The sequence below is a fragment of the Cupriavidus sp. FW306-1B-F12B genome (assembly GCF_058781795.1).
This window is the reverse complement of sequence record NZ_JBYSXC010000011.1, coordinates 152,992-168,196: the sequence shown is the minus strand read 5'-3', so window position 1 is coordinate 168,196 and position 15,205 is coordinate 152,992. Positions and strand designations below refer to the sequence as shown.

Here is a 15,205-nt window from a genome sequence, read left to right as displayed (position 1 = left end):
GCGACGAATGAGGATGGCGCGGGCCTGCGGCGCGCTCCGGCACCCGGCGCAACCGATGCGCTACAGTGACGCGATCGACGGCCATTCCGGCGCCGCCCGGCACCGGCAACCGACTACGAACCATGCACAAACCCGAACACCACGCCCCCACCCCTGCGCCCCGCTGGCATGCCGCACTGCAGCCGGTGCTGCGTGCGCTCGCCATGCTGGCCGCGCTGTTGACGCTGCTGTGCGCCATCCCGGCGCACGCCACCCCGGCCGGCTCCCTCGCGGCACTGCTGGGCAAGGCGGAGAAACCCGCGGCGCCGGCCAGCGCACCCGCCGCCAGCGTGCCGCTGGCGCAGTCGCTGGACCAGGTGATCGCAACGCTGCAGAACGACGGCGAGCGGCGCGCCCTGGTCGGCCAGCTGCAAACCATGCGCCAGGGGCTGGGTGGCTCCGGGGCCGCGCCCGCCTCCGCCGCGGCAGCCGCGGCCGGCGCCTCCGCGCCCGGCCTGATCGGTGCCGTCGCTGAAGTGCTGGACGAGGTCGATTCCCATCTGCGCGAGGATCGCGGCCCGTGGCAGTTCTGGCGCTGGCGCACGCGCTTCGCGGGCGAGGAATGGCACGCCGCGCTCAGCCACAACGGCACCCGCACGGCGCTGGCCTCGCTGCGTGAATTCGCGCTGGTGCTGGCAGTCTGGGCGGTGAGCGGCGGGGCCTTGTGGGAGATTGGCCACCGCATCCGGCGCCGGCGCGCGGGCAAACCCACGCGCGCCGAGCGCGGCAAGCTGCCCGAACTGCCGTCGTGGGTCGACGTCGGCGTCTTCATGCTGCGCCATATCGGGCCCTGGGTAGTCGCGTTCGGGCTGACGGTGCTGCTGGCCCAGCACGTGTATGCCCAATCGCCGGCCAGCGTCGCCGCCGTGCTGGTCGCGTATGCGATCGTGGCCGGTGCGATCGCGGCAGCGGTGTGCCAGGTCATCTTCACGCTGTTCCGCACCGCGCACCGGCAGCTGGCGGTGCGGCAGCTGCTGGCGCACTCACCGTGGCTGCTGTTCTGCACGGGGGCGCTGGCGGCACTGGGCGACGGCGCCACCGACAGCCGCGTGATCGCCGTGCTCGGCACCAACCTGTGCGCCCTGGTGGCCACCGTGGCCAATATCGCCGCGGCACTGGGCATCGGCGCGTTCGCGCTGTGTTTCCGCCGGCAGATCGGCCAGCTGATCGGGCAGCGGCCGCTGGCCTTCCGCCAGGCCCGGCCAGCCGTGACCGACCTGCTGCGGCTGGCCGGCCAGGCCTGGCACCTGCCGGTGCTGGCGGTGGTGGTGGCATCGGTGGTCGGCACCATCCTGGCCACCGGCAATGCGGATGTGTTCCTGCGCCGCACGGTGGCATCGGTGGCGCTGTTCCTCGCCGGGCTGCTGCTGACGATGGTGGTGGGGCACTCGCCCAAGGCCACCGCGCGCGCGCCGCGCATCCGCGACCGCCGCCGCTCGGCCTACCTGCAGCGCTTCGGGCGCTTTGCGCTGGCGCTGGTGCGCGTGCTGATCTGGGCGGTCTTCATCGAGATGGTGATGCGCGTCTGGGGCACTTCGCTGGTGCGCCTGGCCGAGTCCTCCGCCGCGGGCCGCCATCTCACCGAGACGGTCTTCAGCGTCACCAGCACCGTGCTGCTGGCCTGGCTGGTCTGGCTGCTGATCGACACCGCCATCATGCAATCCCTGTCGCCGGCGCACGGACGCGGCGCGCAGCCCAGCCTGCGGGCCAAGACCATCCTGCCGCTGGTGCGCAACGCCTCGTTCATCGGCCTGCTGGTGATCACGGTGATCGCGGTGCTGGCCAACCTGGGCGTCAACGTGACGCCGCTGCTGGCCGGCGCGGGCGTGGTCGGCCTGGCCATCGGCTTTGGCGCGCAAAGCCTGGTGCAGGACCTGATCACGGGGCTGTTCATCGTGGTCGAGGACTCCATCGCCATCGGCGACTCGATCGAGCTGCCGGACCACGCCGGCGTGGTCGAAGCCATGACCATCCGCACGGTCAAGCTGCGCGACGGCCGCGGCGCGCTGCACACGCTGCCGTACAGCCAGATCAAGGCGGTCAAGAACCTGTCGCGCGGCTATGGCTACGCGGTGTTCAACATCGGCATCACCTACCAGAGCGACCTGGACCAGGCGCTGGAGCTGATCCGCACCACCGGCGCCGAACTGGCGCGCGACCATCGCTACGCGCGCAACCTGATGTCGGGGCTGGACATCCTGGGGCTGGACCGGTTCGACCCGAACGGCCCGGTGGTGATGGCACAGTTCAAGACCCGGCCGCTGATGCAGGCCGAGATCACGCGCGCCTTCAATGCGCGGCTCAAGCGCAATTTCGACGCCAACGACATCCGCATGGCATCGCCGAGCCTGACGATCCAGGTGGATGGCGGGGTCGCGCAGCTGGCGGGCAAGGAGGACGTGAGCCCTGCGCCACAATAGCCAGCGCTGCTGTGGCATGGGAGAAACGCTGGACTGTTTCCGCGTCGAGGATTTTGAAGTTTTCCTCAAGCGTATTACCATCGCGCCCCGGCATGATAACGGCCCCTGCCTGGCCTGGCTGGGGAGTTACGCCGTGCAATCCGTATTTTCCCCCCCGATACGGGGGATAAAACAAACAACATTGTTTGGCATGATTGCGTTACGGCGGACATGACGGGACAATGCGCGCCGCCAGCAGCATCCGTATCGGCGCAGATACAGAACGCCAGAACGGAACCGATAACACAAAAAGATGTAGCCACTTGCCGTGGCGCAGAGCAATAGGCGTTTGCCACCGGGGGGATCTGAACATGGGCGAACACCCGACTACGGACGAGGACTTCCATCGTCTGGTCGACTCAATCTACGAGTCCGCGCTGGACGTTGCGGCCATGCCCGCCGCCCTCGACCTCTTTTCCCGATACACCTGCACAGGCAGCCCGCGTTACCTGATCTGGGACAAGCTGGCCGGCTACGCCCGCCTTGGCGTGACCCCGCACGGCTGCTTCACCAGCGGCGCCAGCATGCCCGACTGGCTGCCCGGTCCGCTCGACCTGCCCCATGCGGGCGCTTGCTGCACCCCCGATGACGCCCCCGCGCTGGCCTGCGACGGTACCGCCGCGCTGGTGGCCTCGCACCATGGCGGCATGGCGGATGCGGCCACGGCTGCGCTGGCCTGCAGCGGACTGGAGCAAGGCATCCGCCTGATCGAGAACGCCGAGGTTTGCGTGCTGATGAGCGGCACCAGCGCGGGCAGCATCAGCGTGGGCCAGCGCGAGCGGCGCCTGGCCCACGTGATGCCGCACTGGGTGCGCGCGGCACGGATGCAGCAGCGCAACTTCGAGCTGAGCGGACTGGCCAGCCTGGGCCTGGCCGGGCTGGATACGCTGGACTTCGGCGTGATGGTACTGCAGGCCGACCTGCGCGTGCGCTATGCCAACAGCTGGGCCGAGGCGCTGGTGCAGGCCGACGGCCACCTGTCGCTGCAGGGCGGCGTGCTGCGCGCCCACAGCGAGACCCTGCAGGCGGTGCTGCGCAAGCTGCTAGACGGTGCCATGCGCGCCCGCGGCACTGAGGCGGCCTCCGGCTCCTGGATGCACATCACTTCCGGCGGACAGCCGGTGCCGATCATCGTCACGCCGCTGGTATCGCGCCAGCCGGTGGAGGGCCCGTGGCAGCTGCCGGCCGCGATGATGCTGTTCGGCAACTCGGAATCGCGCTCGGTGCTGGATGCCGGCGTGCTGACCTCGCTGTTCGGGCTGTCGCGCAAGGAGAGCATTATCGCGATCCGCCTGGCTGCCGGCGAAACCCTCAACGAGATTGCCGAGCGCGAATTTCTCTCGCCCCACACCGTGCGCGTGCATATCCGCGACACGCTGCGCAAGACCGGCACGCATCGCCAGTCAGAGCTGGTGCGGCTGCTGCACCTGCTGCCGGGCGTGAACCTGGAGCGCGCCGGCGTGACCCCGGCTGTGCGGCCGCGCGCGCCGCGCCCGCGCGCCGCCTGAGGCGCCGCACCACCCCCCATCAGTTCACCGCCGCCTGCGCCGCCGCGAGGAAGCGCTGCACCTGGCGGTCGCCGTCATCAGGCCGCGCCGCCAGCGCAATGCCGATGCGCCCGGCCGGCCGCGGGCTGGACAATGGCAGGAAGCGCACGCGCCGGTTGGCGTAGCGCGCCGCCACGCTCGGCACCAGGGCCACGCCAAGCCCGCTCTCGACCAGGCTGACCTGGGTCTGCACCTGCACCGCCTCCTGCGTGACACGCGGCACAAAGCCCGCCTGCTGGCACAGCAGCATGGCCACCGCGTGCAGGTTGGGCACCTGCGCCGCCGGATACATGATGAAGGGCTCGTCCGCAAGCGCGCGCAGCGGGATGGCGTCTGCGCCTGCCAGCGGGCTGTCAGCCGGCACCGCCGCGACAAAGACGTCGTTTTCCAGCGGCGTCAGCGAATAGTTGCCGGTGTTCAGGATCGGGAAGCGCACCAGGCCGGCGTCGATCTGGTGCTTTTCCAGGCGGTCCAGGATCGCGGCGGTGGTGGATTCATGCAGGATCAGCTCGATGCCGGGATGCGCCGCGCGGAACGCCGGGATCAGCTTGGGCAGCAGCGCATACGTCGCCGAGCCGATAAAGCCGATGCGCAGCGCGCCGCGCTCGCCCTGCCCCGCGGCGATCGCGGCGGCACGTGCCTGCTGTGCATGGAACAGTGCACGGCGCGCATCGTGCAGCGCGGCCTCGCCCGCCTGCGTCAGCCGCACCCCGCGCGAGGTGCGCACGAACAGCGCCGTGCCAAGCTGGTCCTCGAGCTTGCGGATGGAAATGGAAAGCGGCGGCTGCGCCATGTGCAGGCGTTCAGCGGCGCGGTGGAAGTTGCCCGTCTCGGCCAGGGCGACGAACTGCTGCAGCTGGCGGAAGTCCATGGCTTGTTAATATCCTGTGAATATCGATTTCTAAAAAACTAATATTAGACCAAGCCTCGCCTGCTGATCTACCCTGTGCCCCACAGTCAACAAGATCGGAGACAACATGCTGCCGCTTGCAGGCATCCGCGTGGTCGACCTGTCCACCGTGGTGATGGGGCCGTATGCCAGCCAGTGGCTGGCCGACCTGGGCGCCGAGGTGATCAAGGTCGAGCCGCCCGAGGGCGACTCCACGCGCCGTACCGGCCCCGCCGCCGAGCCCGGCATGGCGGCCATTTTCCTGGGCGTGAACCGCAGCAAGCGCAGCGTGGTGCTGGACCTGAAGCAGCCGGCCGCGCAGGCCGCGCTGGACCGCGTGCTGGGCGGCGCCGACGTGCTGATGCACAGCATGCGCCCGCAAAAGCTGGCCGCACTCGGGCTGGCGCCCGACAACGTGCGGGCGCGCCACCCGGAGCTGGTCTTTGTCAGCCTGCTCGGCTTTGCCGAGGATGGCCCCTATGGCGGCCGCCCGGCATACGACGACATCATCCAGGGCCTGTCCGGCAATGCCGCGCTGATGGCGGCGCAGACCGGCGACAGCCGCTACTTCCCCACCATTGCCGCGGACAAGACCAGCGGGCTGGTGGCCGCGCTGTCGGTCTGCGCGGCGCTGGCCGGGCGCGCGCGGCGCAATGCCGATGGCGGCAGCGGCCACGGCACGCTGGTCGAAGTGCCGATGTTCGAATCCATGGTCGCCTTCAACCTGGTCGAGCATTTCTACGGCCGCCATTTCGAGCCGCCGCGCGGCCCCAGCGGCTATCCGCGCGTGCTGGCGCCGCTGCGCCGCCCGTACCGCAGCGCCGACGGCGATGTCTGCATGATGCCGTACACCGATGCGCACTGGCGCGACTTCTTCCAAGCCGCCGGGCGCCCCGAGCTGGCCGCCGATGCGCGCTTTGCCGACATCGCGGCACGCACGCGGCATATCGAGACGCTGTACGAGCTCACCGGCGAAATCGTGCACGGACAGACCACCGCGCACTGGGTGGAGCTGTGCGAACGCCTGCAGATCCCGGTGGCGCGCATCAATGAACTCGACGACCTGCCGGCCGATCCGCACCTGGCCGCCACCGGCTTCTTCGAAACCGTCGAAGACCCGGCCATGGGCACGCTGCGTTTTCCCGGCGCGCCGGTGCGCTTCGACAGCCAGCGCGCGCCGCTGGGCATCCCGCCGCGGCTGGGCGAGCATACCGCGAGCGTGCTGGCGCAGGCGGGACTGTCCGCAGAAGCGATCGCGCAATTGCAACTAAGCGGTGCCGCACGCTGCGCACCCGTCAAGGAGACACCATGAAGCATGCAGAACTGCCCCGCCTCGGCCAGGGCTTCTACTGGCAGGAACTGCAGGAGGGCCAGGCCTTCCGCACCTTTGCCCGCACCGTGACCGAGACCGACCTGGTCAATTTCATCTCCGTCACCGGCATGGTCGAGGCCATCTTCATCGAAGCCGGCTATGACGGTGGCGCCATCCAGGGCCGGCCGGTGCCGGCGGCGCTGACCTACACGCTGATCGAGGGCTTCATCCTGCAGACCATGATCCAGGGCACCGGGCTGGCCATGCTGGAACTCACGCAGCAGATCCACGCGCCGGTGGTGGTGGGCGACACCATCCACGCCACTGTGACCGTGACCGGCATCCGCCCCACTTCGCGCAACGGCCGGGCGGTGGTGGATTCGCGCATCGAGGTGTTCAACCAGCGCGGGGAGCAGGTCATGACCTACACCGCGCGCAGGTTGCTGGCGGGACGCTGAACCCACGGCGGCATCCGCCGCGTGGCTGCATGGACGGAGGAGACAAAGACATGAAGGCAAAGACTTTCATCACGACACTGGCTGCCGCGGCAGCCATCGTATTGCCGGCGATGCTGGCGCAGCCGGCGGCGGCCGCCGATGCCGCCTACCCGTCGCACCCGATCCGCATGGTGGTGCCGTTCCCGCCGGGCGGCCCGACCGACCTGGTGTCGCGCGTGATCGCACGGCGCATGAGCGAGACGCTCGGCCAACAGGTGCTGGTCGACAACCGCCCCGGCGCCAACGGCAATATCGGCGCGGAGATCGTCGCCAAGGCGCCGGCCGACGGCTATACGGTGCTGTACAACACCTCGTCGATCGCGCTGAGCCCGGCGCTCTACCGCAAGCTCAGCTACGACGTGAAACGCGATTTCGCGCCGGTGGCGCTGACGGCAATGGTGCCGCTGGTGCTGGAGGTCAACGCGCAGCTGCCGGTACAGAACGTGAAAGAGTTCATCCAGTACCTGAAGGCCAACCCCGACAAGCTCACCTACGGCTCGGCCGGCAACGGCAACGTGACGCACCTGGCGGCCTTCATGTTCCTGCAGGCCAACGGCCTGTCGGCGGTGCATGCGCCCTACAAGGGCAGCGCGCCGGCGCTGACCGACCTGGCCAGCGGACAGGTGCAGTTCATGGCCGACACCATCAATTCATCGCTGCCCTTCATCCGCGACAAGCGTATGCGCGCGCTGGCCGTCACCAGCACCACGCGCAGCGCCCAGTTGCCGGACGTGCCCACCCTTGCCGAAACCGTGCAGCCGGGCTTCGAGGTCGGCGCCTGGCAGGGCATGATGGTGCCGGCCAGGACACCGGCCGAGATCGTGCGCAAGCTCAATGCCGCCGCCACCAAGGCGCTGGCCCACCCCGAGACGCGCGCAAGCCTGGCCGCGCAGGGGGCGGAGCCGCGCGGATCGACCCCGGAGGCCTACGCCGCCTACCTCAGCGCGGAAATGACGCGCTGGCAGAAGGTCGTGAAGGATTCCGGCGCGACGCTGGACTGAGACCGCTGCCACCAGCCAATACCAGACACAGGATTTCACCGTGACCGCATTGCTTTCCACCTTCGGCCTGACCTCCCTGCCGCCGCACGCCGTGGCGTTCCGCGGCGAGGTGCGGGCCTTTCTCGATGAGCACCTGCCCGCGCTGCCGCCGGAAACGCGCGCGCGCTCGTGGATGGGCTTTGACGCCGCCTTCAGCCGGGCGCTGGCCGCGCGCGGCTGGGTCGGCATCACGCTGCCGGCGCAGTTCGGCGGCGCGGGCCTGGATCCGTTTTCGCGTTTCGTGCTGGTGGAAGAACTGCTGGCCTGCGGCGCGCCGGTGTCGGCGCACTGGATCGCCGACCGCCAGAGCGGCCCGCTGATCCTGCGCTACGGCAACGACGCGCAGAAGGCGCGCTACCTGCCCGCGATCAGCCGCGGCGAGGCCTTCTTCTGCATCGGCATGAGCGAGCCCAACTCCGGCTCCGACCTGGCCAGCGTGGCCACGCGCGCGGTGCGCCAGGCGGACGGCAGCTGGCGCCTGAACGGCCGCAAGATCTGGACTACCAATGCCGACCGCTGCCACTTCATGATCGCGCTGGTGCGCACCTCGGGCACGCCGCAGGACCGGCAGGCCGGACTGTCGCAGTTCATCGTCGACCTGCACGCACCGGGCGTCACGGTGCGGCCGATCCACGACCTCGCGGGCGACGCGCACTTCTCCGAAGTCACCTTCGACGACGTGGCGCTGGCCCCGGACGCGCTGGTCGGCCAGGAAGGCAGCGGCTGGGAGCAGGTCAACGCCGAGCTGGCGTTCGAGCGCAGCGGCCCGGAGCGCCTCTACTCCAGCGTGGTGCTGCTCGACACCTGGCTCGACGCCATGCGCCGGCTGCCGCCGGCACGGCGCGACACGGTGACCGCGGGCCGGCTCGCCGGCCACCTGGCGGTGCTGCGCGCCATGTCGCTGGCCGTCACGTCGCGGCTGGCCGCCGGTGAAAGCCCGGTGGTGGAGGCTGCGCTGGTGAAGGACCTGGGCACGACCTTCGAGCAGTCGATCCCGGCGCTGGTGGAAGCCGCGCTCGGTGACGAACCCGCGCTGGCGGCCGATGGGGCGCTGTACCGCACCCTGGCCTATGTCACGCAGATCGCGCCGTCGTACTCGCTGCGCGGCGGCACCCGCGAAATCCTGCGCGGCATGATCGCGCGCGGGCTCGGCCTGCGCTGAATCCGCCCCCGTCGACCGCCATCCTGAACGAGATACCCCATGCATAACGCCTATTCCGACGCCCTCGACGCGCTGCTGCGCGACTGCTGCCCGCCCGCCACCGTGCGCGCGCTGGAACAGCGGGCCGACCCGCAGCCGCTGTGGCAAGCGCTGCTGGAAAGCGGCTTTGCCGATTGCCTGCTGCCCGAATCCGCCGGCGGCGCCGCGCTGCCGCTGCGCGAACTTGCGCCGGTGCTTTTTGTCACCGGCCGCCACGCCTTGCCGCTGCCGCTGGCGCAGACCATCTTTGCGCGCGCGCTGCTGCAGGCGCATGGCATTGCCCTGCCCGCCGGCCCGGTCGCACTCGCCGGCTTTGAAGACGGCGCCGCCGCGGCGCTGGTGGCCGACGCCCGCCATGCGCAGTGGTTCCTGCTGCAGGACGGCGAGCGTTGCCTGCTGCTGCCGGCGGCCGACGCCCGCGCCGAAGCGACCGGCGCCCATCACGACCTGACGCTGCGCGTGCCGCGCCCTGACGCCTCGGCGCCAGCGGCGTTTTCACTGCCGGCCGGCACCCTGCGCACGCTGGGCGCCTGCCTGCACACGGCGCAGCTGGCCGGCGCGCTGTCGCACGTGCTCGACCTGACCCTGCAGTACGCCAACGACCGCCAGCAGTTCGGGCGCGCCATCGGCAGGTTCCAGGCGATCCAGCACCAGGTCAGCGAGATGGCCGAGCATGTCGCCGCCGCACGCGTGGCCGCACAGCTGGCCTGCGACAGCGGCACCGGCACGCCCGACCGGCTGCGCGCGGCCATCGGCAAGCTGCGCGCCAGCGACGCGGTCACGCCGGTGGCCGCCATCGCGCACGCCGTGCACGGCGCCATCGGGATCACTGAGGAATACGACCTGCAGCTCTATACGCGCCGGCTGCATGCATGGCGGGTGGCGGACGGTTCGGAGCGCTGGTGGAGCCGGGTGCTGGGCGAGCAGGTATGCGCCAGCGCCGGCCGCAACGCGGTGGAACTGGTGCGCAAATGGTGCGAGCCCGCGCCCGCCGCCTGAGCGGCGGGGCTTAACCCCGGCAATCGCGGGATCAGGCGGCCAGGCTGAGGCCGCCGCCGTGCGGGCGGCGGTGGCGCCGTTCCGGCTTGCACTCGTACTTCAGCTCGGTGCGGCCGTCCTCGTAGGCGACCTCGAGCCGCACGGTGAAGCCCCACAGCCGGGTCACGTGCCGGATCACCTCGTCGAAGTTGTGCGCCAGCGGCCGGCGGTCGTTCTGCAGGTGCCGCAGCGTCAGCGAGCGGTCGCCGCCCACGTCGACATTGGTGACCTGGATATTGGGCTCCATGCTGGAGAGGTCATACTGCGCCGCCATCAGCTGGCGGATCGCGCGGTAGCCTTCGTCGTTGTGGATCGCGGTGACGCGCAGCTTGCCTTCGCGGTCATCGTCCAGCACCGAGAACAGCTTCAGCTCGCGGATCACGCGCGGCGACAGGAACTGCAGCAGGAAGCTCTCGTCCTTGAAGTTGCGCATGGCAAAGTCCAGCGTCTTGCGCCAGTCGCTGCCGGCGAATTCCGGGGCCCAGCGGTAGTCCTCTTCGGTCGGGTTCTCGCACATGCGGCGCAGATCCTGGAACATCAGGAAACCGACCGTGTAGGGGTTCATGCCGCTGTAGTAGGGGCTGTTGTACGGCGGCTGGTAAATCACGTTGGTATGTGCCTGCAGCAGCTCCATCATGAACGCATCGTTGACCAGCTTTTCCTCGTACAGCTGGTTGATGATGGTGTAGTGCCAGAACGTGGCCCAGCCTTCGTTCATGACCTTGGTCTGGCGCTGCGGATAGAAATACTGCGCGATCTTGCGCACGATGCGCACGATCTCGCGCTGCCACGATGCCAGCTTGGGCGCGTTCTTCTCGATGAAGTACAGCAGGTTCTCCTGCGGCTCGGGCGGGAAGATGATTTCCCCCTCGGACGCCTCGTCCTCCGACGCCAGCGCATGCGGCCGGTGCTTGGGCAGGGTGCGCCACAGGTCGTTGACCTGCAGCTGCAGGTAGTTCTCGCGATCGGCCTGCCGCGCCTTCTCTTCGGTGATGGACAGTTTCTTGGGCCGCTTGTAGCGGTCCACGCCGTAGTTCTGCAAGGCGTGGCAAGAGTCCAGCAGCAGTTCGACCTCGCGCTCGCCGTAACGCTGCTCGCACTCGGCGACGTAGTTCTTGGCAAACAGCAGGTAATCCACGATGGCGTCCGCGTTGGTCCAGGTGCGGAACAGGTAGTTGCCCTTGAAGAAAGAGTTGTGGCCGTAGCAGGCGTGCGCGATCGTCAGCGCCTGCATCGGCATGGTGTTCTCCTCCATCAGGTAGGCGATGCAGGGATTGGAGTTGATGACGATCTCGTAGGCCAGCCCCATGTGGCCGCGCTGGTAGCTGCGCTCGGACGCCAGGAAGTGCTTGCCGTAGGACCAGTGGCTGTAGCCGACCGGCAGCCCCGCCGACGCGTAGGCGTCGAGCATCTGCTCGGCGGTGATGATCTCGATCTGGTTGGGATAGGTATCCAGCCCGAATTCGCCGGCGATGCGGGCGATCTCGCGGTCATACCGTTTGATCAGCTCGAAGGTCCATTCCGAACCCGTGGAGAGATAAGCCATCTTCGCCCCTTGTTGCCCGGGCAAGGCGCCAGACCCGTCCAGCGCGCACGGCATCGCCGCGCCGCGTGGTCCGCGTTGCCTCGCCATTTGCCTTCACTGTGGCCCTCCGCGAGGAAGGCCAGGATCGGCGCCACCCTATGCTGCGCGCTTCTGGAACAGGTCGTGCAGCACCGGGTAGATCTCGTCCGCACCGATGATGCGCTGCATCGCAAAGTGATCGAACTGTCCCTTGACCGTCAGATACTCTTCCCAGAGATTCTGCGGCTCTTCCGACGCGACTTCAACATATGCATAGTACTGGACCAGTGGCAGGATCGAATCGCGCAGCAGGCGCCCGCACAACTCGGAATCACCGGCCCAGTTATCGCCGTCTGATGCCTGCGCGCAGTAGATATTCCACTGGCTGGGCGGATAGCGGTCGTGGATCACTTCCACCATCAGCTTCAGCGCACTGGACACCACGGTACCACCGGACTCGCGCGAGTGGAAGAAGTCTTCCTCATCGACTTCCTTCGCCACCGTGTGATGGCGAATGAACACCACGTCGATGCGCTCGTAGTTGCGCTTCAGGAACAGGTACAGCAGCATGAAGAAGCGCTTGGCCAGGTCCTTGCGGCTCTCGTCCATCGAGCCGGACACGTCCATCAGGCAGAACATCACCGCCTGGGCCTGCGGGCGCTTCTTCAGCACGCGGTTGTTGTAGCGCAGGTCGAGCTTCTCGATAAAGGGCACGCGGTCGATGCAGGCACGCAGGTGCCGCATCTTCTCCATCAGCTCGAGCGTGCCTTCGGCATAGGGACCGTCCTTTTCCAGCGCCTCGCTGTAGTCCAGCTCCAGCTCGCGCAGGCGCTTCTGGTAAGGGCTGGACAAGGCGATGCGCCGCCCCAGCGAGCTGCGCATGGTGCGCAGGACCGACAGGTTGGCAGGCGTGCCGTCGATGGAATAGCCGGCGCGCACCTTGCGCACCTCGGCGATCTTGGCGAGGTGGCGCTTGGCCAGGTCCGGCAGCGCCATGTCCTCGAAGAAGAAGTTCAGGAAATCCTCGCGCGACAGCGTGAAGACGAAATCGTCTTCGCCTTCGCCACTGTCGCTGGCGCGCGAACCGGTCCCGCCACCGCCCTGCTGCTGGCGGTCGAAGGAGTCGCCCTTGACGAATTTCTTGTTGCCAGGGTGAATCCACTCGCGCCGCCCGCCCGGGCCGTGGTGGAAGATCGGTTCGGAGATGTCCTTGACCGGAATGGACACCTGGCCGCTCTGCTCGATGTCCATGATCTTCCGGCCGGACACCGCCTTTGCCACCGCTTGCCGGATCTGCTCGCGGTAGCGCTTGATGAAACGTTGCTGGTTGACGGCACTCTTGTTGCCGCCGTTCTCGCGCCGATCGATGACCGTAGCCATATGTTGCCCTCGTTGAGAGACCTGTTCCGCGGCGCCGTTACGATGACTTTCTTACGCGCAGATACCACTCCACCAGAAGTCTCACTTGCTTGGGCGTGTACCCCTTCTCGACCATGCGGTTGACGAAGTTCTCGTGCTTGTCCTGGTCTTCGCGAGAAGACTTGGCATTGAACGAGATCACCGGCAGCAGGTCCTCCGTGGTGGAGAACATGCGCTTCTCGATCACCATCCGCAGCTTTTCATAGCTGGTCCAGACCGGATTCTTGCCACTGTTGTTGGCCCGCGCCCGCAGCACGAAGTTGACGATCTCGTTGCGGAAGTCCTTCGGGTTCGAGATACCCGCGGGCTTCTCCACTTTCTCAAGCTCGTCGTTCAGCGCGTTGCGGTCGAGGATCTCGCCGGTGTTGGGATCGCGGTACTCCTGGTCCTGGATCCACAGGTCGGCGAACACCACATAGCGGTCGAAGATGTTCTGCCCATACTCCGAATACGACTCCAGGTAGGCGGTCTGGATCTCCTTGCCGATGAACTCCACGAACGGAGTGGTCAGGTACTCCTTGATGTACGACAGCAGCTTGGCTTCCTGCTCCGGCGGGAACTGCTCGCGCTCGATCTGCTGTTCGAGCACGTACAGCAGGTGCACCGGGTTGGCCGCCACTTCGGTGTTGTCGAAGTTGAAGACCTTGGACAGGACCTTGAACGCAAAGCGCGTCGACAGCCCGTTCATGCCTTCGTCGATGCCGGCGTAGTCGCGGTATTCCTGGTACGACTTCGCTTTCGGATCCACGTCCTTCAGGCTTTCGCCGTCATAGACGCGCATCTTCGAGAAGATATTGGAGTTCTCGGGCTCCTTGATGCGCGTAAGCACCGCGAACTGCGCCATCATCTTCAGCGTGTTGGGCGCGCACGGCGCGGCCGACAGCGAACTGCTGCGCAAGAGCTTGTCGTAGATCTTCACCTCGTCGGACACGCGCAGCACGTACGGCACCTTGACGATATAGATCCGGTCCAGGAAAGCCTCGTTGTTCTTGTCCGACTTGAAGGTCGTCCACTCGGCCTCGTTCGAGTGCGCCAGGATGATGCCGTCGAACGGGATCGCGCCGAAGCCTTCGGTGCCCTTGTAGTTGCCTTCCTGCGTTGCCGTCAGCAGCGGGTGCAGGACCTTGATCGGCGCCTTGAACATTTCAACGAACTCGAGCAGGCCGCGGTTGGCCAGGCAGAGCCCGCCGGAATAGGAGTAGGCGTCCGGATCGTCCTGCGGAAAATCTTCCAGCTTGCGGATGTCGACCTTGCCGACCAGCGAGGAAATATCCTGGTTGTTTTCGTCGCCAGGCTCGGTCTTCGAGATCGCAATCTGCGACAGCACCGAAGGGCGCAGCTTGACCACCCGGAACCTGGTGATATCGCCGTTGAACTCGTGCAGGCGCTTGACCGCCCATGGCGAGGCAATGGTGTTCAGGTACCGGACCGGAATGCCGTAGTCCTCTTCCAGGATCTTGCCGTCCTCCTCTGGCGCGAACAGCCCCAGCGGCGACTCATGGATCGGCGAACCCTTGAGCGCGTAGATGGGGATCTCCTCCATCAGCGCCTTGAGCTTTTCAGCGAGCGAGGACTTGCCACCACCCGGAGGCCCGAGCAGGTAGAGGATCTGCTTGCGCTCTTCCAGGCCCTGCGCCGCGTGCTTGAAGAACGAGACGATCTGTTCGATCGTGTCCTCCATGCCATAGAAGTCGCGGAAGGCCGGATAGATGCGGATGACCTTGTTGAAGAACAGGCGGGACAGCCTGGGGTCATGGTGGGTATCCACCAACTCAGGCTGGCCGATGGCGGCAAGCATGCGCTCTGCAGCAGTCGCGTAGGCAGTCGGATCCTTCTTGCAGATCTCCAGGTACTCCTGGATGCTGTATTCCTCTTCCTTGCGAGCTTCGAAGCGCGTAGCGTAATGGCCAAAAATGTCCATACCTCACTCCCGTCAGAGTTCACGTCCGAGGCGTGCTACCCCTAAGGCTTCGCGCAACGTTCGCGGCACACCACCCCGGCCTGGCGACCTGTCATGTTGCGAAGTCTTTACTTCATCATAGTCAAATAACGGCGATGGTGGAATCCGAGTTGACAAATCTTGCATCGATGCAACGTCTGTTTCGTTGCTGCATTTTCTGCATGAATTCGCTTCAGCTTTTGGCTGCATTTCCGCTCGGGCCTTGCCCCCGCACGCGACGGGCCATTGACCATGCTTGTG

Annotated in this window: 11 protein-coding genes; 7 read left to right on the top strand and 4 right to left on the bottom strand. The window is 67.2% G+C overall.

Annotated elements, in window-relative coordinates; all coding sequences use genetic code 11:
• Nucleotides 1-122 precede the first annotated feature (122 nt).
• Entirely contained in the window at nt 123-2,459 is a 2,337-nt protein-coding gene (locus tag AC3WLE_RS19505; protein WP_492321270.1) for a mechanosensitive ion channel family protein, read from the top strand.
• Between the two features lie 350 nt (nt 2,460-2,809).
• Nucleotides 2,810-4,006, top strand: coding sequence for a helix-turn-helix transcriptional regulator (locus tag AC3WLE_RS19500; RefSeq protein WP_492321271.1), 1,197 nt, complete (start codon nt 2,810-2,812; stop codon nt 4,004-4,006).
• Between the two features lie 19 nt (nt 4,007-4,025).
• Here the strand turns inward: AC3WLE_RS19500 and AC3WLE_RS19495 are convergent, their stop codons facing one another.
• Complete coding sequence (locus AC3WLE_RS19495; RefSeq protein ID WP_011616764.1) at nt 4,026-4,916, bottom strand: LysR family transcriptional regulator; 891 nt, start codon at nt 4,914-4,916, stop codon at nt 4,026-4,028.
• Between the two features lie 106 nt (nt 4,917-5,022).
• Between AC3WLE_RS19495 and AC3WLE_RS19490 the strand changes: the two genes are divergently transcribed.
• Genes AC3WLE_RS19490 through AC3WLE_RS19470 form a run of 5 tightly spaced genes read left to right on the top strand, consistent with a single transcriptional unit; the run spans nt 5,023 to nt 9,983 of the window.
• The gene (locus tag AC3WLE_RS19490; protein ID WP_492351857.1) at nt 5,023-6,246 is read left to right on the top strand and encodes a CaiB/BaiF CoA transferase family protein; all 1,224 of its coding nucleotides are present in this window, start codon (nt 5,023-5,025) and stop codon (nt 6,244-6,246) included.
• Nucleotides 6,243-6,704, top strand: coding sequence for a MaoC family dehydratase (locus AC3WLE_RS19485; protein WP_492321273.1), 462 nt, complete (start codon nt 6,243-6,245; stop codon nt 6,702-6,704). The genes AC3WLE_RS19490 and AC3WLE_RS19485 overlap by 4 nt, the downstream gene beginning before the upstream one ends.
• Nucleotides 6,705-6,754: 50 nt before the next feature.
• Nucleotides 6,755-7,744, top strand: coding sequence for a tripartite tricarboxylate transporter substrate binding protein (locus AC3WLE_RS19480; RefSeq protein ID WP_010811713.1), 990 nt, complete (start codon nt 6,755-6,757; stop codon nt 7,742-7,744).
• A gap of 40 nt (nt 7,745-7,784) precedes the next feature.
• Complete coding sequence (locus AC3WLE_RS19475) at nt 7,785-8,945, top strand: acyl-CoA dehydrogenase family protein (RefSeq protein WP_492321274.1); 1,161 nt, start codon at nt 7,785-7,787, stop codon at nt 8,943-8,945.
• A 39-nt stretch (nt 8,946-8,984) separates the two neighbouring features.
• Nucleotides 8,985-9,983, top strand: a complete 999-nt coding sequence (locus AC3WLE_RS19470) for an acyl-CoA dehydrogenase family protein (protein ID WP_492321275.1) — start codon at nt 8,985-8,987, stop codon at nt 9,981-9,983.
• A gap of 31 nt (nt 9,984-10,014) precedes the next feature.
• Here AC3WLE_RS19470 and AC3WLE_RS19465 read toward each other — a convergent pair whose 3' ends face one another.
• From AC3WLE_RS19465 to AC3WLE_RS19455, 3 genes are all read right to left on the bottom strand, one after another.
• Nucleotides 10,015-11,568: a SpoVR family protein gene (locus AC3WLE_RS19465; protein ID WP_492321276.1), complete on the bottom strand. Its 1,554-nt coding sequence runs from the start codon at nt 11,566-11,568 to the stop codon at nt 10,015-10,017.
• Between the two features lie 135 nt (nt 11,569-11,703).
• Nucleotides 11,704-12,966, bottom strand: coding sequence for a YeaH/YhbH family protein (locus tag AC3WLE_RS19460; protein ID WP_492321277.1), 1,263 nt, complete (start codon nt 12,964-12,966; stop codon nt 11,704-11,706).
• 37 nt (nt 12,967-13,003) lie between these two features.
• Entirely contained in the window at nt 13,004-14,926 is a 1,923-nt protein-coding gene (locus AC3WLE_RS19455; protein ID WP_492321278.1) for a PrkA family serine protein kinase, read from the bottom strand.
• Nucleotides 14,927-15,205: the final 279 nt, after the last annotated feature.